General features: G+C 62.1%; 13 protein-coding genes. 11 read left to right on the top strand and 2 right to left on the bottom strand.

The window, feature by feature from the left end; genetic code table 11:
- The first annotated feature begins 237 nt into the window (after positions 1 to 237).
- Positions 238 to 1,617 (top strand): uracil-xanthine permease family protein, encoded by a 1,380-nt coding sequence (locus ACRTG1_RS10435; protein ID WP_420506326.1) that lies wholly within the window; start codon positions 238 to 240, stop codon positions 1,615 to 1,617.
- A 60-nt stretch (positions 1,618 to 1,677) separates the two neighbouring features.
- Here ACRTG1_RS10435 and ACRTG1_RS10430 read toward each other — a convergent pair whose 3' ends face one another.
- Positions 1,678 to 2,118 (bottom strand): cupin domain-containing protein, encoded by a 441-nt coding sequence (locus tag ACRTG1_RS10430; RefSeq protein ID WP_224873587.1) that lies wholly within the window; start codon positions 2,116 to 2,118, stop codon positions 1,678 to 1,680.
- 200 nt (positions 2,119 to 2,318) lie between these two features.
- Entirely contained in the window at positions 2,319 to 2,669 is a 351-nt protein-coding gene (gene erpA, locus ACRTG1_RS10425) for an iron-sulfur cluster insertion protein ErpA (protein WP_206546368.1), read from the bottom strand.
- A 170-nt stretch (positions 2,670 to 2,839) separates the two neighbouring features.
- Here erpA and ACRTG1_RS10420 point away from each other — a divergent pair, with 170 nt between their 5' ends.
- The 10 genes from ACRTG1_RS10420 (at position 2,840) to tatC (ending at position 14,662) form a co-directional block, all read left to right on the top strand.
- Entirely contained in the window at positions 2,840 to 4,060 is a 1,221-nt protein-coding gene (locus tag ACRTG1_RS10420) for a deoxyguanosinetriphosphate triphosphohydrolase (RefSeq protein ID WP_206552316.1), read from the top strand.
- Positions 4,061 to 4,127: 67 nt separating this feature from the next.
- Positions 4,128 to 5,885, top strand: coding sequence for an arginine--tRNA ligase (argS, locus tag ACRTG1_RS10415; RefSeq protein WP_299935267.1), 1,758 nt, complete (start codon positions 4,128 to 4,130; stop codon positions 5,883 to 5,885).
- A 111-nt stretch (positions 5,886 to 5,996) separates the two neighbouring features.
- Entirely contained in the window at positions 5,997 to 9,050 is a 3,054-nt protein-coding gene (locus ACRTG1_RS10410) for an SPOR domain-containing protein (protein WP_432516235.1), read from the top strand.
- 91 nt (positions 9,051 to 9,141) lie between these two features.
- Positions 9,142 to 10,161 carry a beta-N-acetylhexosaminidase gene (gene nagZ, locus ACRTG1_RS10405; RefSeq protein ID WP_206548875.1) on the top strand — a complete coding sequence of 340 codons (1,020 nt, stop codon included), beginning with the start codon at positions 9,142 to 9,144 and terminating at the stop codon, positions 10,159 to 10,161.
- Positions 10,162 to 10,221: 60 nt separating this feature from the next.
- Positions 10,222 to 11,028 carry a segregation and condensation protein A gene (locus tag ACRTG1_RS10400; protein ID WP_204360910.1) on the top strand — a complete coding sequence of 269 codons (807 nt, stop codon included), beginning with the start codon at positions 10,222 to 10,224 and terminating at the stop codon, positions 11,026 to 11,028.
- A complete protein-coding gene (gene scpB, locus ACRTG1_RS10395; protein WP_113156343.1) occupies positions 11,021 to 11,752 on the top strand; it encodes an SMC-Scp complex subunit ScpB in 732 nt (243 codons plus the stop codon). The genes ACRTG1_RS10400 and scpB overlap by 8 nt, the downstream gene beginning before the upstream one ends.
- 53 nt (positions 11,753 to 11,805) lie before the next feature.
- Positions 11,806 to 12,924: an ABC transporter ATP-binding protein gene (locus tag ACRTG1_RS10390; protein ID WP_432516234.1), complete on the top strand. Its 1,119-nt coding sequence runs from the start codon at positions 11,806 to 11,808 to the stop codon at positions 12,922 to 12,924.
- A gap of 35 nt (positions 12,925 to 12,959) precedes the next feature.
- Positions 12,960 to 13,184: a twin-arginine translocase TatA/TatE family subunit gene (locus ACRTG1_RS10385; RefSeq protein ID WP_113155475.1), complete on the top strand. Its 225-nt coding sequence runs from the start codon at positions 12,960 to 12,962 to the stop codon at positions 13,182 to 13,184.
- Positions 13,185 to 13,236: 52 nt separating this feature from the next.
- Complete coding sequence (gene tatB / locus ACRTG1_RS10380) at positions 13,237 to 13,824, top strand: Sec-independent protein translocase protein TatB (RefSeq protein ID WP_432516233.1); 588 nt, start codon at positions 13,237 to 13,239, stop codon at positions 13,822 to 13,824.
- A gap of 52 nt (positions 13,825 to 13,876) precedes the next feature.
- Positions 13,877 to 14,662: a twin-arginine translocase subunit TatC gene (gene tatC, locus ACRTG1_RS10375; protein ID WP_113156342.1), complete on the top strand. Its 786-nt coding sequence runs from the start codon at positions 13,877 to 13,879 to the stop codon at positions 14,660 to 14,662.
- The last annotated feature ends 28 nt before the right edge of the window (positions 14,663 to 14,690 follow it).

Below are 14,690 nucleotides of genomic sequence, written 5' to 3'. Positions count from 1 at the left end.
TGATTTTGAACGGTGGGACCGGGCTCATGTGAGCCCGGTCCGGTCAGGGCTGGGAACAAGGCGATCCAAACAGAAAAAGCTGAAGAATTTCCTTCGCGAAAAGCTTCAATGCTGCGGACGCTTACTGTTTGAATCCGTGTCTGTCTTTCAAAAAATTATAGATAGTTGCGCGCCCCATTGTGCCCGATGATTTCAAGAAAAGATTTCAGAAAATCTGAAACACAACCGGGGAACGAAATGACACAGACAATGGAGCGCGCCGGCGATGCTTTATCGCGGGCCGATTTGAGCAATCCAGATTATACGCCACCGCTGATGCAGGCGGTGCCGCTGGGCATTCAGCATGTGCTGGCGATGTTCGTTTCGAACGTCACGCCGGCCATTATCGTGGCGGGAGCGGCCGGTTTCGGTTTTGGCTCCAACTCGCCCGATTTTCCGAATTTGATCTACATGATCCAGATGGCGATGCTGTTTGCGGGCATCGCGACGCTGTTTCAGACAATTGGCATGGGCCCGGTGGGCGCAAGGCTGCCGATCGTGCAGGGCACGAGCTTCGCCTTTCTGCCGGTGATGATCCCGGTCGTGGCCGGGCAGGGCGTGGCCGCCATGGGCGCACTGATGGGCGGTGTCGTGATCGGTGGCATTTTCCACTTCTTCCTGGGCAGCTTTGTCGGACGCCTGCGCTTTGCGCTGCCGCCGCTGGTGACCGGTCTGATCGTTCTCATGATCGGCCTGTCGCTCATTCAGGTGGGCATCCAGTATTCGGCAGGCGGTGTGCCGCTGATCGGCAAGCCGGAATATGGCAGCCTTCAGAACTGGAGCGTGGCGCTGGTCGTGGTTGTCGTGACGCTTCTGCTAAAATTCTTCGCGCGCGGCATGTGGTCGATTGCAGCCGTGCTTCTGGGCCTCATCGCCGGCTATGTGGTCGCGCTCGCCATGGGGATGGTGAGCTTCTCCAATGTTGGCAATGCATCCTGGATGGCCGTTCCCGTTCCCTTCAAATGGGGCTTTGAACTGGCTGCGCCCGCAATCATCGGCATGTGCTTCATGGCGGTCATCTCGGCCATCGAGACCGTGGGGGACGTGTCGGGCATCACCAAGGGGGGTGCGGGCCGTGAGGCGACGGAGAAGGAAATCTCCGGTGCGACCTATGCGGATGGTCTTGGAACGGCCATTGGCGGCATTTTCGGCGGTCTGCCGAACACCTCGTTCAGCCAGAATGTCGGCCTGATCTCGATGACGGGCGTGATGAGCCGGCATGTGGTGACCTGCGGCGCGGTCTTCCTGATTGTCTGCGGTCTGATCCCCAAGGTGGGCGCAATCATCTCGACCGTGCCGATCACGGTGCTGGGTGGCGGCGTGATCGTGATGTTCGGCATGGTTGCGGCAGCGGGCATCAACATGCTTTCGGAAGTGAACTGGAACCGCCGCAACATGGTGATCTTCGCCGTGTCGCTTTCGGTCGGGCTCGGGCTTCAGATGGAGCCGGCAGCACTCCAGCACCTGCCGAAGACGGCGCAGATCCTGCTGACCTCCGGCCTGTTGCCGGCGGCATTCCTGGCCATCGTCCTTAACCTGATCCTGCCTGAAGAGGTCGGGGGCGAGAACGAAGCGTAAGCCGCACGCGTCTTCGGGGGCTTGCTCCCGAAGACGCAAAATGGTCGGGGCCGCGCGCTGTCAGGGGCGGATGACGGGCGGCGTTTCTGCGTTGCCGATGAAGACGGCGAGAATGCGGGCCGGCTTGTCGCCCACCACGCGGCCATTGTGCCAGGTGTTGAGCGCTTCGATGAAGCTGTCGCCGGCCTTGAAGGTCTTCTCTTCCTCGCCTTCGTACTGAATGGCGAGTTCACCTTCCAGAATGTGACCGAACAGGGGAACCGTGTGCATGTGACGCCCGGTTTCCTCGCCCGGCATCAGCGTGACCACGACCGCTTTCAGCTCGGCCTCGCCATTCGGGTAGATGAGCTTCTGATCAAGGATGGTGCTCTTCGTGTCGAGGAGCGGCTGGACCCGCTGATAATCAGCCTTCGGAGCCTGATCGTCGGCGCGGGCGGGCGTGTGCATTGACGCCAGCAATGCGGGGAGCACGAGAAGCCCCGCCATATCTCGTCTGTTCATGAAATAACCTTTTAAAACAAATATATAGTTGAATAAAAATGCCTCATTGAGGCGGCCGCCCTTGTAGCGGGTTCAGCCGCTGCGTCAATCGGGTTCTGGCTGTGACAGAGCGCCCACGGAAAGAATGCGCCGGAAAATGCGCACGAAAAAAAAGCGCCGCACAGGGGGCGCGACGCTTTTTTCTGAAAGGGATTTTTGGATCAGATGGAGAAACTGGTTCCGCAGCCGCAGGAGGCGACGGCGTTCGGGTTTCTGATCTGGAAGGACTGGCCGATCAGGTCGTCGACAAAATCGATCACCGAGCCGCCCATATAGACCAGCGAGAGATCGTCGATCAGGACGGTGGCTCCGTCCCGCTCGATGGCGTGGTCGTCCTCATTGCGCTCACCGACCAGGTCGAATGCATAGGAGAAACCGGAGCAGCCGCCGCCCTCGACGGACACGCGCAGGGCGATCTTGCCCGGCTCGTCCTTGAGGATGCTGGTAATGCGCCGGGCCGCAGCCTCGGTCAGTTCAACGCTCTTCATTTCCGTTCCCGCGTCCATGCCCATGGTGGTTGTCCTGACGGTCACCTTGCGTTCGTGTTCATGGAATAGGTATGAAGCCGCAGGCGGCAAGTCAACCTGAGCAACGCAGTCGGGTTTGTCCGAGTGGTGCAGTTGGGGTTGAAACAGCAACAGCGGCAGGCCTGAAACGGTCTGCCCCAACGGTGTGGCGGATCATGCACAGTGAACAGGGTTTGCGGGACATCGGCTTCGGGTATCGGCCAAGGGCGGTTTACGCCACGGACCCGGCGGCCTCGCGGGGGCGGCTTTTTCCAGAACCGGAAAGCCCGACACGAACGCCTTTTCAGCGCGACCGCGACAGGATCATCCATTCGACCGCTTTTCGCCGCCTGAAGCACAAGACGCAGGTTTTCATCGCCCATGAGGGCGACCATTACCGCACGCGGCTGACCCATTCCATCGAGGTGGCGCAGATCGCCCGTGCTCTGGCGCGGGCGCTGTGCTGTGACGAGGATCTGGCGGAAGCCATCGCGCTGGTTCACGATTTCGGCCACACGCCATTCGGCCATACGGGCGAAGATGCGCTCGACGAATGCATGGCGCGCTGGGGCGGGTTTGATCACAACGCACAGTCGCTGCGGATCGTGACGGAACTTGAGAACCGCTATGCCGAGTTCGACGGGTTGAACCTTTCCTGGGAAACGCTGGAAGGGCTGGTGAAGCACAATGGCCCGCTGATGGATGCACAGGGCAGGGGGCTCGAGGGGCCGGTGCCGCAGCCCATTCTGGATTATGTGGCGCGGCACGATCTGGAGCTGGCGCGCTATGCGGGCATCGAGGCCCAGTGCGCGGCCATTGCCGACGACATTGCCTATAACGCCCATGACATCGATGACGGTCTGCGCTCGGGCCTGCTCACGCTCGACATGATGGCGGGCGTTGGCCTGCCGGGAAGAATTCTGAGCGCGGTTGAGGAACGCTATCCCGATCTCGATCCGGTGCGGCGCGGGCATGAGCTGATGCGCCGGCAGATCACGGTGATGGTCGAGGATGTGATCGTGGCGTCAAGGCAGCGTCTGGAAGAACTGAAGCCCGCGAATGCGGACGATGTGCACGATGCGGGACAGACGATTGTGGCCTTCTCCGACGGCATGGCGGCGGATGAAAAGGAGCTGAAGCGCTTCCTTTACGCCAATCTCTACCGGCATGAGACGGTTGTGGCGGTGCGGGCCAATGCCGACCGCATCGTGAAGGACCTGTTCGACGCCTATTTCGACAATCCACGCCAAATGCCTGAGGGCTGGCGCGAGGGGCTGGATGTGGCACAAGACGCTGAAAAGGCGCGGCATGTGGCCGATTTTCTGGCCGGCATGACCGACACCTACGCGGTGAAGGAACATCGACGTCTGTTTGACCAGACTCCTGAATTGAGCTAGTGCCAACCGCAATTCCGCCACCGGGCGGACGGTACCTTTCAACCGAACCTTTTTCAGGACATCGTCCATGAACATTTTCGCCGATTTTTCGGATCGGGTCGCAAAGACCATTGAAGCCCTTGGCCTGCAGGCCAGCAACGGTGAGCCGCTTGACCTTTCGCGCGTCGCCGTGGAGCCGCCGCGAGACGCCAGCCATGGCGATGTGGCGACCAATGCAGCCATGGTGCTGGCGAAGGCCGTTGGCGACAATCCGCGCGCGCTGGGCGAGAAGATCGCCAAGGCGTTCGAGGCCGATCCGGATGTGGCGGTTGCCTCCGTGGCCGGTCCCGGCTTCGTGAACCTGAAGCTGAGCGACAGCTTCTGGCAGGCGCGGCTTGGCGAAATGCTCGACCTGGGCACGAATTATGGCCGTTCGCAGCTCGGCAGGGGCGAGAAGGTGAACGTGGAATATGTGTCGGCCAACCCGACCGGCCCGATGCATGTGGGCCATTGCCGCGGCGCGGTGGTTGGCGATGCGCTGGCCAATCTGCTCGATTTCGCCGGTTATGACGTGGTGCGCGAGTACTACATCAACGATGCGGGCGTGCAGATCGACGTGCTCGGCCAGTCGGTCATGGTGCGCTACCGCGAGGCCCTTGGCGAGAACATCGGCGAAATCCCCGCAGGTCTCTATCCGGGCGATTACCTGAAGCCGGTCGGCAAGGCGCTGGCGGACGAATATGGCACCCGGCTTCTGGAAATGCCGTCCGCAGACGCGATGGCGATCGTCAAGGACAGGACGGTCGAGAGCATGATGCAGATGATCCGCGACGATCTCGCCGCGCTGAACATCCGCCACGACGTGTTCTTCTCCGAACGTTCGCTGCATGAGGGCAATGGCGGGGCGATCCGTTCCGCGATCAACGATCTGACCATGAAGGGCCATGTCTACAAGGGCAAGCTGCCGCCGCCGAAGGGGCAGAAGCCGGAAGACTGGGAAGACCGCGAGCAGACCCTGTTCCGCTCCACCGAAGTGGGCGATGACATCGACCGTCCGTTGATGAAGTCGGATGGCAGCTTCACCTATTTTGCCGCCGACGTGGCCTATATGAAGGACAAGTTGGATCGTGGCTTCGAGCATATGATCTATGTGCTGGGCGCTGATCACAGCGGTTATGTGAAGCGGCTTCAGGCCGTGGCGCGGGCGCTGGCCGAAGACAAGGTGGAGCTGACGGTGCTGCTTTGCCAGCTCGTGAAGCTGTTCCGTGGCGGCGAGCCGGTGCGCATGTCCAAGCGGGCAGGCGAGTTCGTGACCCTGCGCGAGGCGGTGGACGAGGTCGGGCGTGATCCGATCCGTTTCATGATGCTCTATCGCAAGAACGATGCGCCGCTCGACTTCGACTTCCAGAAGGTGACCGAGCAGTCCAAGGACAATCCGGTCTTTTACGTGCAGTATGCATCTGCGCGCAGCCACTCGGCTTTCCGCCAGGCGAGCGAGCAGCTGGGCATTGCGGAATTCGGTCGCGAGGAGATGAAGGCGCAGCTTTCGAAGCTTTCCGACGAGGGCGAAATGGCGCTTGTACGCAAGCTCGCCGAGTACCCGCGTCTGGTCGAAAGTGCAGCCCAGGCGATGGAGCCGCACAGGCTGGCATTCTACCTCTACGACCTGGCGAGCCTCTTCCACGCTCAGTGGAATCGCGGCAGCGAGACAGACGACTTACGTTTTGTTAAGGTTAACGATCCAGAATTGACCTACGCCAGACTGGGTCTGGTGCAGGCAGTTCGTGATGTACTCACATCCGGACTTGCGTTGATCGGGGCCGAGGCGCCTTCAGAGATGCGCTAATCTCATCCCGAAAGGGGTGCGATCGTCTGTCACCTTTTGCCCACATTGCGCTGGTACCCGACAATTGTATGACGTCGCGGGCGTCTACCGAGTGTGAGTGCGGAAAAAGGTATGGCAGATCATAGCCCGAACCAACGTGCGGATAGCGCCGTTTTTGCTGATGATGACCCGTTTGCGGAACTGACCCGCATTATGGGGCATGATCCACGGCGCGCCGAGGATTCTGGCAATGCAGCAGGGCAGGAGGGCGATGATCTCGCCCTCGAGCTTGAGAACGAGCTGCTGGGCGACCTGGCGGAGTTTTCCGACGAGGTTCGCGAAGAACCGGCCGAAGACCTCAGCCGTCCGGAAATGCAGACGCAGGACTGGCGCTTCGAAGCGCCGCCAGCGGCTGAAGAGCCCGGAGCGATGGAGCAGGAGCCCGAAGTGGATCTTGCCTCCGACATGGCAAATGAACTCGACGAGACCTTTGCGGCGAGCTTTGAGAGCGAAATGCGCCTCGAGCCCGTGGAGGAAGCCGTGTCGGCAGACGTTTCCGCTTCCCCGGCCGCATCCATGGCAGAGCCTGAACCGTCGTTTGAACCTTCCATGGAGCGCGAGCCGGTGGCCGCTGCTCAGGAGCCGGGGCAGGTTTCGCAGCACGATGCGTTTGCAGCGCCCGAGGCTCCCGAGGCCCGTCAGGGCCATGAAGCGCCTCCGGCTTTTGACCCGCACGATATCGAACAGCATTTTTCCGAGTTCGACATTGATGCGAGCGCCCGTGAGTTTGCGTCCTTCGCTGCGGAAGAGCAGCAGCCCATCGAGGAAAGCGCGCCGGAGCCAGCCGAGGAGCCGGTCGTAACGTTCGATGAGAGCGATTTTGCACAGCTCGACAATGACCTTGAAGCTTCGCTTGCAGCCGACAACTGGCAGGTGAGCGACGTATCCGCTCAGCCGGTCGAATCAGACGCGGCCGATACGCGTTACGTGCACGCACAGCCCCTGCACACACAGTCCATGCACTCCCAGCCCATGGTCACGCAACCCATGAACGTGCAGCCAGAGCAGACGGTCGAGACCGACATCACGTCTTCCGCCACTCCCACTGGAGCGGGCGTTGAGGACGAGGACATGTTCCCGGAGCCCGACGCCTGGGCAAGCATGCCTTCTGAGGACACGGATACGGCGGATGCCGTTGCCGGGGATGTTCCATCGACATTCTCCGAAATCGACGTGCCGCCAGCCACCGACATTTCGGCGGCTCTTGCCGACGCCGTTCGGGTTTCGGGCGGTGCGGATCCCTATCTTTCGCCTCAGGCCTTCGCAAATTCCGTTGCGCAGGGGGCTGAAAAGTCTGGTACTGTCGATGCAGACATGGCCGGCGATGACCATGATTTTGCGGCCAGTCTCGAACAGCAACTGGCTGCGGGGGCTCTTGCGGAAGAGGAGGTGGCGGAACCCGTCATGGAGCCGCAGAGAGAACCGACCCCCGAAACGAGCTTCGACTGGGGTGATCTTGATTTTGGAGCGCCCGAGGCCCTCCAGTCTGTCGAGACGCATGAGCCAGTCGCGCCCGAGGCAACCGAGACCACACCGGCATCGTCCATTCCGTTCTGGCAGCAGCCTGAAGAGCCGCAGCCGAATGTGAGCTATGGTGGCGGCAGCGAAGCCAGCACGCCGTTCATCGATACGGTCGATGTTCCCGGCAATGAGCGCGTTCCCGTTACCGATTCCGCCCACATCCCGGAATTCGTGAGCGAGCCGGAGCATGCGCCGGCAGCCGAGGCGGATGATCTGGAACTGGCGCTGGCGCGTGCTTTCGGCGATAGCGAGAGCCTGCCCGAGCGTGCAGAGACCAGAAGCGCGGCCGAGGAAACGCCGGCATCGTCCATTCCCAGAGACGCCTATGCCGCAGCTGCCCTTGAGGGCGATGAGCCGCGGCGTCCGCAGGACGATTTCGACTTCGAGACGGCCTTTGCCGACAGCTTTGCCGAAACCGGCGAGTTCGACGATGATTTCGCTGCGGGCAGGGATGCCGGTGCGGCGGTTTCCGGTCGTGCGGAAGCTGCGGATGGATTTGCCCCGGCCATGACGCCCTGGGACGAGCCCGTCGACGAATTTACGCCGGCAGAACAGGCGGCAGCGCCCGCAGCGGCAGCTGCTGCGGCTGCGGCCTCGCGCTCCAACCCGCTCAAGAGCCGTCGCAACACGCTGATCGCGGCTGCGGTTGGTGGTGTCGCCGTGGTTGGCGCGATTGCCTTCTTCGCACTGGGATCCGGTGGCGGCGATGACAACACGGCCCCGGCGGTGGTTCGCGCGGACAATGACCCGGTCAAGGTGAAGCCTGAAAACCCGGGCGGCCAGCAGGTCCCCAATCAGGACAATCAGGTCTATCAGCGTGTGACCGGTGGTGAGACGGACAGCGATCCCGCGCAGGAGCGCCTGGTGTCCACGGCAGAGGAGCCCGTCGAGGTTCCGCTTGCCGCACCGAAGTCGGAAGAACGTCTTGATCCGAATGCAGGTGACACCGCAGCGCCGACCAGTGAGCCGGTGACGGCAATGACCCCGCGCCGCGTGCGCACCATGGTGGTTCGTCCCGACGGAACGATTGTTCCGCGCGAGCCGGAAGCTCCGGTGCAGACGGCGACGGAAACGGCGGGCGCGCCTGCTGCGACCGGCAATGCACAAGAGGTTGCGCCTGACGCAAGGCTGGCGGCAGCCGGTGAGAATGCGCCTGTTTCCGGCACAGCCCAGACGGGTGCCGGCGAAACGGCCGCCGCCCCGAATGTGCAGGCGCCGGTGCCGACATCGCGGCCTGCAGCGCCGGCGGCGCCGCAGCAGCCAGCTGCACAGCAGCAGTCTTCGCAGGTGGCCGCAGCCCCGAGCCAGCCGACGCAGCCTGTCGCACAGGCTCCGGCTCCCGCACCGGTAACCACCGGTACGGATGGCTGGTCGGTGCAGATTTCTTCGCAGCCGACCGTGGAAGCGGCGCAAAAATCCTATCAGGACATGGCGCAGCGCTACGGGAACCTGCTGACCGGCAAGGGCGTGAACATCGTCAAGGCGGAGATCGCAGGGAAGGGCACTTACTATCGTGTGCGCATTCCTTCTTCTTCGAAGGACGATGCAATCCGTCTCTGCTCGCAGCTGAAATCGGCTGGCGGAAGCTGCTTCGTCTCGAAGTAGGTTTCGCAGACACTCCAGTCAAAACCGCCGCCATTGCGCGGCGGTTTTTTGTTTTCTTTTCCAGATTCGTGCGCCCGGCTATCCTGTGAGCATGAGCGAATCAAAATCCATGATCCTCGGCGCGACCGGGACCAAGCTGACGGCGGACGAAATCGCCTTCTATCGAAACGAGCGTCCCTGGGGGTTCATCCTCTTCGCGCGCAATATCGCGGAGGCCGGGCAGCTGAGTGACCTTGTCGCCTCCATGCGCGACAGCGTCGGGCGGCCGGATGCGCCGGTTTTCATCGATCAGGAAGGCGGAAGGGTGCAGCGGCTGCGACCGCCCATGGCCGCCAATTATCCGACGGCTTCGGAGCTTGGCAGGATTTACGACAAGGATCCCGAGGCCGGCGTGCGCGCTGCCTGGCTGATGTCGCGTCTGCACGCGATGGACCTTAAGCGCTACGGCATTACCGCTGACTGTCTGCCGGTTCTCGATGTGCCGATCGCCGGCGCGCATGACGTGATCGGCGACCGCGCCTATGCGCATGATCCAGAGGCCGTGATTGCGCTCGGACGCGCGGCCAGTGACGGCCTGATGGCCGGTGGCGTGCTGCCGGTGATGAAGCATGTGCCCGGTCACGGGCGCGCGTTCTGCGACAGCCACAAGGCGCTGCCGGAGGTGACGGCCTCGCTGGACGAGCTGCGCGCGCATGATTTCGTGCCGTTCAAGGCGCTTGCCGATCTGCCCATGGCCATGACCGCGCATATCGTTTTCCACGCCATCGATGCGGAGCGTCCGGCGACCACTTCCGAGAAGGTGGTGCAGGAGATCATTCGCGGCGAAATCGGCTTTGACGGGCTTTTGATGAGCGATGACGTCTCGATGCACGCACTTTCTGGGGATTTCTCGGATCGTGCGGAAGCAATCCTTGCGGCAGGCTGTGATCTCGTCCTTCACTGTCACGGCATCATGCCGGAAATGAAGGCCGTCGCCGAAAAAGCGCCGGAATTGTCGGGCAAGAGCCTGGAGCGTGCGAACCGCGCCATGGCGTACCTGACACCGGGTGACGACACTGAAGAATTGGCCGCGCGGGCGGAATTCGAGCAATGCTTCGCGGCGGTCGCCTGATGATAGGAACCACAACGCTTGGCGCAGAGTGCTGAAAAGACAGCCGTCAAACCGGCTCCCATGGAGAAGCTGTGGGACGACAAACCCGATGATCACGGGGTGTCGGAGCCTGCGCTGACGGTCGATGTGGCGGGCTTTGAAGGCCCGCTCGATCTGTTGCTGCATCTGGCGCGTACACAGAAGGTGGATCTGGCGCGCATTTCCGTTCTGGCGCTCGCCGAGCAGTACATCGCCTTCATCGAACAGGTGCGCAAGATGCGCCTGGAGCTGGCCGCCGACTATCTGGTGATGGCGGCCTGGCTTGCCTATCTGAAATCGCGCCTGCTGATCCCCAAGAAGCCCGAGGACGAAGAACCGACGGGTGAGGAGATGGCGGCCCTTCTGCAGTTTCGCCTGAAACGGCTTGAGGCGATGCGTGATGCGGCAGCGCGGCTCGTGAACCGCAACCGGCTTGGCCGGGATGTGTTTGCGCGCGGCATGCCCGAGCCGGTGATCGTGCAGAAGCAGAGCGCTTTCTCCGCTTCGCTCTATGATCTTCTGACGGCCTATGCTGCGCAGCGCCAGCGGCGCGCGGTGACCAATGTGCGGATCGCCAAGCGCGGCGTCTGGTCCCTGAAGCAGGCGCGCGACATTCTGGTGCGGATGATCGGCGATTTTGGCGACTGGACGGCGCTCGATCATTTTCTGATCCGTTACATGACCAATGCCGAGGAGCGGGCGACCGCGACGGCCAGTTCGTTTGCCGCTTCGCTGGAGCTGGTGCGCGAAGGCGCACTGGAAATCCGGCAGCAGGAGGCTTTTGCGCCCATCTATATGCGCACGGGCAAGAAGGCTCCCGCCAGCCTGTTCGAGGGCTATGATGACTGAAAACAGCAATGTGGTTCCGTTTGTCGCCAATGACGGCGATGAGGAAAGGGAAGAGAGCAAGTCTGTTTCGCCGCATCTGGTGGAAGCCAAGCGCATGGTCGAAGCGATCATCTTTGCCAGCGCCGAACCGGTGCCCGAGCGGGCGCTGGTCGAGCGGCTTCCACAGGGTACGGATGTTGCCGAGGCGCTGGAAGCACTGCGCAGCGACTATGAAAAGCGCGGCATCAATCTGGTTCGCGTGGAAGATTGCTGGGTGTTTCGCACGGCGAGCGATCTTTCCTTCCTGATGAGCCGCAATGCGGTCCAGCAGCGCAAATTGTCGCGCGCCGCGCTCGAGATGCTCGCGGTCATCGCCTACCACCAGCCGGTGACGCGGGCGGAGATCGAAGAAATCCGTGGTGTCGAGACCTCCAAGGGCACGCTCGACATTCTGCTGGAGACGGGCTGGGTGAAGATGCGCGGTCGCCGCCGCACGCCCGGACGGCCCGTAACCTACGGAACCAGCACGGAATTTCTCGACCATTTCGGTCTGGCGGAACTGCGTGATCTGCCGGGGATCGAAGAGTTGAAGGGCGCGGGGCTGCTTTCTGCCCGCATGCCGGCCAATTTTGCCGTTCCCCAGCCCATGACAGATCCCGATGAACTCACAGAAGATGAAGATCCGTTGACGGATATCGATCTGGAAGAGCTCGGTCTGTTGACACCGCTCGCAGAGGATGATTGACGGAAGGTCCGCGGGACAGGGGCCGCCTGCGATCCATCCAGGGATACCGGTGCATGGACAGTAAGAAGCAAAGTTCGGCGCGCAGGACAGCCGGCGTCAGCTTTGCGGCGCGTCTCTCCTTCAAGAACATCAGCCATTCCTACGCTTCGGGCGGGCAGACGCTGCGCGATGTTTCGCTTTCGGCCGAGCCGGGCGAGGTGCTGTGCCTTCTTGGGCCTTCCGGCTCCGGCAAGACGACGCTTCTGCGCATTGCCGCCGGCATCGAGGCGCAGCGCGCCGGGCAGGTGTTCCTCAATGAGCGGGAGATTGCGGGGCCGGATGTCTTCCTGCCGCCGGAGAAACGCTCCATCGGCCTGGTGTTCCAGGATTTCGCGCTGTTCCCGCATCTGACGATTCTCGACAATGTGCGCTTTGGCCTGACAGCCCTGTCGGGCGGCGAGGCGCGGCAGGAGGCGATGAACGCGCTGGAGCGTGTCGGGCTCGACGGCTATGCCGACGCCTATCCACATGTCCTGTCGGGCGGTGAGCAGCAGCGTGTTGCGCTGGCGCGCGCGCTTGCGCCGCGTCCGGCGGTTCTCCTGATGGACGAGCCGTTTTCCGGGCTCGATTCGCGCCTGAAGGACAATGTGCGCGCCGAAACGCTTGCGATCCTGCGCCAGAGCCGCGCCACGGCGGTTGTGGTGACGCATGACGCCGAGGAGGCCATGCGCATGGGCGACCGGATAGCCCTGCTCAAGGATGGCGGGCTGGTGCAGGTGGGCACCGCCGAAGAACTCTATCACCGTCCTGCCGATCTTTTCGTTGCGGGTTTCTTCTCCGAGATCAACGAATTCGAGGGGCGGGTTTATGCAGGCGCGGTGGAAACGCCGCTTGGACGTTTTCCCGCCGATGGGCTGGAAGAGGGGGCTGCGGCAACGGTCGCGGTGCGCCTTTCCGGCTTCCAGGTGGACCAGAAGGGCGGGGCCGTTCCTGCCCGCATCATCTCGCGCCGGTTCCTCGGGGTGGTGGAATTTCTCGAACTCGCCATTCCCGGCGCGGATCATCATGTCCGGGCGCGTGTGCGCTGTGGACATCTGGAGCCGGGCGTGCGCGATATATGGCTGAATGTCGTCCCGAGCGATGTGCTTGTGTTTGCGAGACAATCGTTTGAACAATCGGGCGAAAGCGCATAAATCAAATCAATGGCAATTGGTGAAAGAGACTGATCATGGGTTCCTTTTCAATCTGGCACTGGCTCATCGTGCTCGTCGTGGTGCTGCTCCTCTTTGGTCGCGGCAAGATCCCCGAGCTGATGGGTGACATGGCCAAGGGCATCAAAAGCTTCAAGAAGGGCATGTCCGACGATGACGAGGACACGACCAAGACGGTCGAGCATCAGGCTGACGAGCCGGTGAAGGACGCAAGCAAGCCGAACAAGAAGAAGTCCGGCTGATTCGGCGCTGATGCGCTGCGGATAAACTTCCTGCCCCTCTTTCCGGTGACTTATGTTTGATCTTGGCTGGCCCGAAATCATGGTGATCGCCATCGTCCTGATCGTCGTGGTCGGGCCGAAGGACTTGCCGCGTATGCTGCGCTCATTCGGGCGCACGACGTCCAAATTGCGCAGCATGGCTGGCGATTTCCGCAAGCAGTTCGATGAAGCGCTGCAGGAAGCCGAGCTTGATGACGTGAAGTCTATCGTGGACGACGCGCGCAAGCTCGATCCGCGCAACGAGATCAAGAAGCACCTGAACCCTCTGGAGCAGGTGGGACGTGATATTCGTTCCGGGCTGGATGAGGCCATGAAGCCGCAGGCGGCAAAGTCAGGGCCTCCGGCCTCGACCGAGACGCATGCGGCGGAACCGGCCAAGGCCGGGGCAACCCGCATGCCGGGCGAGGGGAAGGCTGGAGCCGCCAAGGCTCCGGCGAAGTCCACGTCTGCCAAGACGTCGCCGAAGGCTACTTCAACAAAGGCGGCGTCGACGAAGGCGGCTGCAAAGCCGAGAGCGGCAGCCAAGCCGAAGGCCGCCAGCAAGACCACTGCGGCTGGCGCGGCGAAGCGTCCGGCCACCAAGAAGACCAGCGGAGCCTAATGTCGTGAACGCCGAACGAGACGACGACATCGATCAGTCTTCCGCCCCGCTGATGGATCACCTGATCGAGCTGCGTTCGCGGCTCATCTGGGCGATCGGAGGGTTCTTCGTGGCCTTTCTGGTCTGCTTCTTCTTCGCCAAGCAGATCTTCAACCTGCTGGTGATTCCGTTCCAGTGGGCGACCCTGTGGGCCGGTCTCGACGCGGACAAGGTGGACTTGATCTACACCGCGCCGCAGGAATTCTTCTTTACCCAGATCAAGCTGGCCATGTTTGGCGGCCTGGTGATCGCCTTCCCGGTGATCGCCATGCAGATCTACAAGTTTGTCGCGCCGGGGCTTTACCGCAACGAGCGCCGCGCGTTCATTCCGTTCCTGATTGCCTCGCCGATCCTGTTCCTGATCGGCGCTGCACTCGTCTATTTTTTCTTCACGCCGATGGTGATGTGGTTCTTCCTGTCCATGCAGCAGGTGGGGCCTGACAACACGGTGCAGATCTCTCTGCTGCCCAAGGTTTCGGAGTATCTCGGCCTGATCATGACGCTGATCCTGTCCTTCGGCCTCGTGTTCCAGCTTCCGGTCGTGACGACGCTCATGGCGCGGGTGGGCCTTCTGACCTCGACCGGGCTTGCCGACAAGCGCAAATACGCCATCGTGGCGGCTTTCGTGGCTGCGGCGATCCTCACGCCGCCGGATCCGGTGAGCCAGATCGGCCTTGCGCTTCCGACCATCCTTCTCTACGAAATTGCCATCTGGGCCGCCCGCATGGTCGAGCGCCAGCGCGAGAAGGAAGCGAACGCGCAGGACGACACCGGCGAGACGGACCAGCCGACCGCCTAGATCAGCAGGTCATTTCCTGTCTGTCCCG

The sequence above is a fragment of the Nitratireductor sp. PBL-C9 genome, from assembly GCF_050877045.1.
GTDB lineage: Bacteria > Pseudomonadota > Alphaproteobacteria > Rhizobiales > Rhizobiaceae > Nitratireductor > Nitratireductor aquimarinus.
This window is presented reverse-complemented; position numbering and strand designations above follow the sequence as displayed.

Excerpts from the sequence above, each read along its gene's own strand:
- erpA (WP_206546368.1), bottom strand. The coding sequence starts at position 2,669 with ATGGGCATGGACGCGGGAACGGAAATGAAGAGCGTTGAACTGACCGAG.
- ACRTG1_RS10390 (WP_432516234.1), top strand. The coding sequence starts at position 11,806 with ATGGACAGTAAGAAGCAAAGTTCGGCGCGCAGGACAGCCGGCGTCAGC.
- ACRTG1_RS10400 (WP_204360910.1), top strand. The coding sequence starts at position 10,222 with ATGGAGAAGCTGTGGGACGACAAACCCGATGATCACGGGGTGTCGGAG.
- tatC (WP_113156342.1), top strand. The coding sequence starts at position 13,877 with ATGGATCACCTGATCGAGCTGCGTTCGCGGCTCATCTGGGCGATCGGA.
- ACRTG1_RS10420 (WP_206552316.1), top strand. The coding sequence starts at position 2,840 with ATGCACAGTGAACAGGGTTTGCGGGACATCGGCTTCGGGTATCGGCCA.
- ACRTG1_RS10435 (WP_420506326.1), top strand. The coding sequence starts at position 238 with ATGACACAGACAATGGAGCGCGCCGGCGATGCTTTATCGCGGGCCGAT.
- tatB (WP_432516233.1), top strand. The coding sequence starts at position 13,237 with ATGTTTGATCTTGGCTGGCCCGAAATCATGGTGATCGCCATCGTCCTG.
- ACRTG1_RS10385 (WP_113155475.1), top strand. The coding sequence starts at position 12,960 with ATGGGTTCCTTTTCAATCTGGCACTGGCTCATCGTGCTCGTCGTGGTG.
- scpB (WP_113156343.1), top strand. The coding sequence starts at position 11,021 with ATGACTGAAAACAGCAATGTGGTTCCGTTTGTCGCCAATGACGGCGAT.
- ACRTG1_RS10410 (WP_432516235.1), top strand. The coding sequence starts at position 5,997 with ATGGCAGATCATAGCCCGAACCAACGTGCGGATAGCGCCGTTTTTGCT.
- argS (WP_299935267.1), top strand. The coding sequence starts at position 4,128 with ATGAACATTTTCGCCGATTTTTCGGATCGGGTCGCAAAGACCATTGAA.
- nagZ (WP_206548875.1), top strand. The coding sequence starts at position 9,142 with ATGAGCGAATCAAAATCCATGATCCTCGGCGCGACCGGGACCAAGCTG.
- ACRTG1_RS10430 (WP_224873587.1), bottom strand. The coding sequence starts at position 2,118 with ATGAACAGACGAGATATGGCGGGGCTTCTCGTGCTCCCCGCATTGCTG.